This is a genomic window from Methylomonas rivi, from assembly GCF_024505165.1.
Classification (GTDB): Bacteria; Pseudomonadota; Gammaproteobacteria; order Methylococcales; family Methylomonadaceae; genus Methylomonas; species Methylomonas rivi.
In genome coordinates this window covers 1-3,776 of the sequence record NZ_JANIBK010000234.1, presented here as the reverse complement: position 1 = coordinate 3,776, position 3,776 = coordinate 1, and the positions used below count along the sequence as shown (strand labels likewise).

At 57.4% G+C, this 3,776-nt stretch carries 2 protein-coding genes; both read left to right on the top strand.

The window, feature by feature from the left end; genetic code table 11:
• A partial coding sequence (gene icmH, locus NP596_RS20375; RefSeq protein ID WP_256617223.1) for a type IVB secretion system protein IcmH/DotU occupies nt 1–1,258 on the top strand: 1,258 nt, incomplete at its 5' end.
• A gap of 8 nt (nt 1,259–1,266) precedes the next feature.
• A partial coding sequence (tssM, locus tag NP596_RS20370; RefSeq protein WP_256617222.1) for a type VI secretion system membrane subunit TssM occupies nt 1,267–3,776 on the top strand: 2,510 nt, incomplete at its 3' end.

The window sequence follows — 3,776 nt, the reverse complement described above, 5'->3', positions numbered from 1 at the left end:
CGCGCAGGCCGCGCCCGCGTTTACCCCTCCGCCGGTAAATCCTTCGCCCTCGCCCATGCCGGGATTCAACCCGTCCGCGCCGCTGGCCTTGCCGACCACTGAATTTCAGCACAACCCCATGGTGGCCGCCTCGCTGTCCATGCTTTCGCTGGCCAGCCGCCTGCGGCAAACCGCGGTTTATCCGGCGGTGGACGAATTGCGCCAGCGTTTGTCGGCCGAAGTCAGCGGCTTCGAAAATAAATTGTTGCAGTCCGGCATCGGCGCCGACCATGTGCGCATGGCCAGCTACGCGCTGTGCAGCTTTTTGGACGAAACCATACTTAACACGCCCTGGGGCTCGCAGAGCAATTGGGGCCATCAAAGTTTGTTGATTTCCTTTCACAAGGAAGCCTGGGGCGGCGAAAAATTTTTCGACATCATCGGCATGCTGGTCAAGCAACCGGCGCAAAACCTGCATTTGATCGAACTGGCGTATTTATTTCTCAGTTTAGGCTTTCAAGGCAAGTTCCGGATCCTGGCCAACGGCCTGAACGAACTGGAAAAATACCGCTTGGAATTGTATCAATTGATCCAGCGGGTGAAGGGCGACTACGAGCGCGACCTGTCGCCGCGCTGGCAGGGTTTGCGCGACGTGCGCAACGCCTTGGTGCGCTACGTGCCGTTGTGGGTGGTCGGCGCGGTGTTGGGCGTGGCGTTGATTTTGGCCTACATCGGCTTCGTGCTGGCTTTGAATGCCCGTTCGGACCAGCTTTTCGCCGAATTATTCGGCTTGGGCAAACAGCCTATCGAAATCGCCCAGGCCGCCGCACTGCCGGCACCGGTGCCGAAACCGGCCGTACCGGAACGCCGGGAACGCTTCAAGCAATTGTTGGCCAAGGAAATCGCCGCCGATATGGTCGAGGTGGTGGACGATAGATTATTGCGCGTACGCAATTCGTTTGCTTCCGGCAGCGACCAGCTCAAACCCGAGTTCGAACCCATGCTGAAAAAAATTGCCGACGAACTGGTGGCGGGTAACGACCGGCTGCTGGTGACCGGCCATTCCGATAACGTGCCGATCCGCTCGGCGCGCTTCCCGTCCAATTGGCACTTGTCCACCGCCAGGGCCAAATCGGTCGCCGACGATATAGTGAAGGTGGCGCCGCCGCTGCAAGGCAAAATCCGCTCGGAAGGCCGGGCCGACAGCGAAGGCTTGGTGCCTAACGATACTCCCGAACACAAAGCGATCAATCGCCGCGTCGATTTACTGATTCAATGAGAGCATAAATGGGCAAGCTGAAAGCATTTTTTACCAACAAATGGGTGATTCAGTTTCTGGGCCTGCTGGCGTTCAGCATCCTGATCTGGCTGGCCGGACCCTTGATTGCCATTGCCGGCAGCGCGCCGTTGGCATCGGAATTGGCCAGGATTCTGGTCATCGCGGCGCTGTTCGTATTTTGGGTGATTTACCGGCTGATCATGCAGATCAAGGCCGGCAACACCGAAAAACAACTGGTCGAGCAATTGGTCGCCAACGATGCCGATCAGATTGCCATGGCGTCCGCCGACGAAGTGGATATGCTGCGCAAGGGCTTTGAGGAAGCGTTGACGGTATTGAAACAGTCGCGTAGCGAAACCCAGTCCGGCAGCCAGTTTATTTATCAATTGCCCTGGTACGCTATCATCGGCGCGCCGGGTTCCGGTAAGACCACCGCCTTGATCAACTCCGGCCTGCATTTTCCGCTGGCGGAAAAACTCGGCAAGCATGCGATCAAGGGCGTCAGCGGCACCCGGAATTGCGACTGGTGGTTTGCCGACGATGCGGTGTTTCTGGATACCGCCGGCCGCTATACCACGCAGGAAAGCCATCAGGCGGTGGATGCCGCCGGCTGGGCCGGTTTTTTAAACCTGATCAAAAAACACCGGCCCTTGCGGCCTTTGAACGGTGTCATCGTCGCTACCAGCATTTCCGACCTGTTGCAGCAATCCGAGCAGGAGCGGGCCGAACATGCCAAAGCCATCCGCAACCGCATCAACGAGTTGTATCAACAGCTGGGTGTGCGCTTACCGGTGTATTTACTGTTCACCAAGGCCGACCTGGTGGCCGGCTTCAGCGACTTTTTCGCCGATTTAAGCGCGGAACAGCGCGCCCAGGTGTGGGGGGAAACCTTTTCCGCCGCCACCTTGCAGGGCGACCACGATCTGGCGGCGCAATACGGCGACGCTTATGCCGAATTGCTGCAGCGCCTGCAAATGCGCACGCTCGGACGCATACAGGATGAGCGGGATATGCAACGCCGCTCCGCCATTCTGGATTTTCCGCAGCAAATGGCTTTATTAAAGCCCGCCATGCTGGATTTTCTGCAGGCCACCTTTGCGGTCAACCGTTACGAACAGGCCGTATTATTGCGCGGAGTGTATTTCACCAGCGGTACCCAGGAAGGCACACCCATCGACCGGGTGCTGGGCATTCTGGCCGGCGCCTTTCGCCTGGACAGGCAGACGGCACCGATGTACAGCGGCCAGGGTAAAAGCTTTTTCCTCACCCGTTTGTTAAAGGATGTGCTGTTTCCGGAAGCCGAACTGGCCGGGCAAGACCCCAAACTGGCGAAGCGTAAACGTTTGCTGCAAATGGGGGCTTATATCGGTTCCGGCCTGTTGTTTTTGCTGGTGATCGGTTTATGGACCGCCAGTTATTTCAATAACCAGGCCATGCTGGACAAGGTGGAGGCGCAAATCGCCCAATACCACGCCATCAAAAGCAGCGGCGGCGATAGCCGGGGCAATTTCGATGCCTTGCTGCCGCGGATGAACGTTTTGCTGGCCATCCGGGATGTTTATGAAGACAGCGGCATCATGTCCGGGTTCGGCCTGTCGCAAGCCGACAAAATTCAGGCCGCCGCCCGGCATAGCTACGAAACGCTGTTACGCGATTATTTTTTACCCGCCATTCAGGTGCGCTTGAAAGAACGCATGCAGGGGCCGGAAGCCGATAATCTGGACGTGCTGTATCAGCTGCTGAAAGTGTATTTGATGTTCAATCAAACCGACAAACTCGACCCCGCCACCGCCATGGCCTGGATACGCGCCGATTGGGACAGGCAATACGCCACAGACCCGGAAAGCTTGGGGCAGTTGGTGCGTCATCTGGATAATCTGCTCAAGCTGCAACTGGAGCCGGTCCGGATCGATGAAGGATTTGTCGGCGCGGTGCGGAATAAACTCACCCAGGTGCCTCTGATCGGGCAGATTTATTCCCGTTTCAAGACCGAAGCCTTGATAGACCAAAGCCACGATTTCAAGTTAGGCAAGGCCCTGGGACCCGATACCGCCCGGGTATTCGTGCTGTCCGACGGCAAGGATGTGTCGGCTTATACCATTCCGGGCCTGTTTACGGCCTACGGCTATACCGAACTGTTTCTGAAAAAAAGCCGGGACTTCGTCAAGGATGCCGTCGAGCAAAACTGGGTGTTGGGCAGTCAAAGTAAAGCCGACGTTTTGCAAGTCCAACAATTGCACGGCGAATTGAAAAAGCTGTATTTAAACGAATACCAGGCGGCCTGGTCGGACTTGCTGGCCAAATTGAAACTGCAATCGGCCATGACCACCAATCAGACCGCGCAAATCCTGGACATTTTGTCGCGTCCGGACGGGCCTTTGCATGCCTTGCTGAAGAGCATCGATGACAATACCGCGCTGACCCGGTTGAGCAAGCAAGTCAGCGACGCGCTGGCCAATGTCGCCGATAAAGCCCTGGCGGCGGTAGGCGGCGCCGGCAGCCAAGCGCTGGCCTTGGC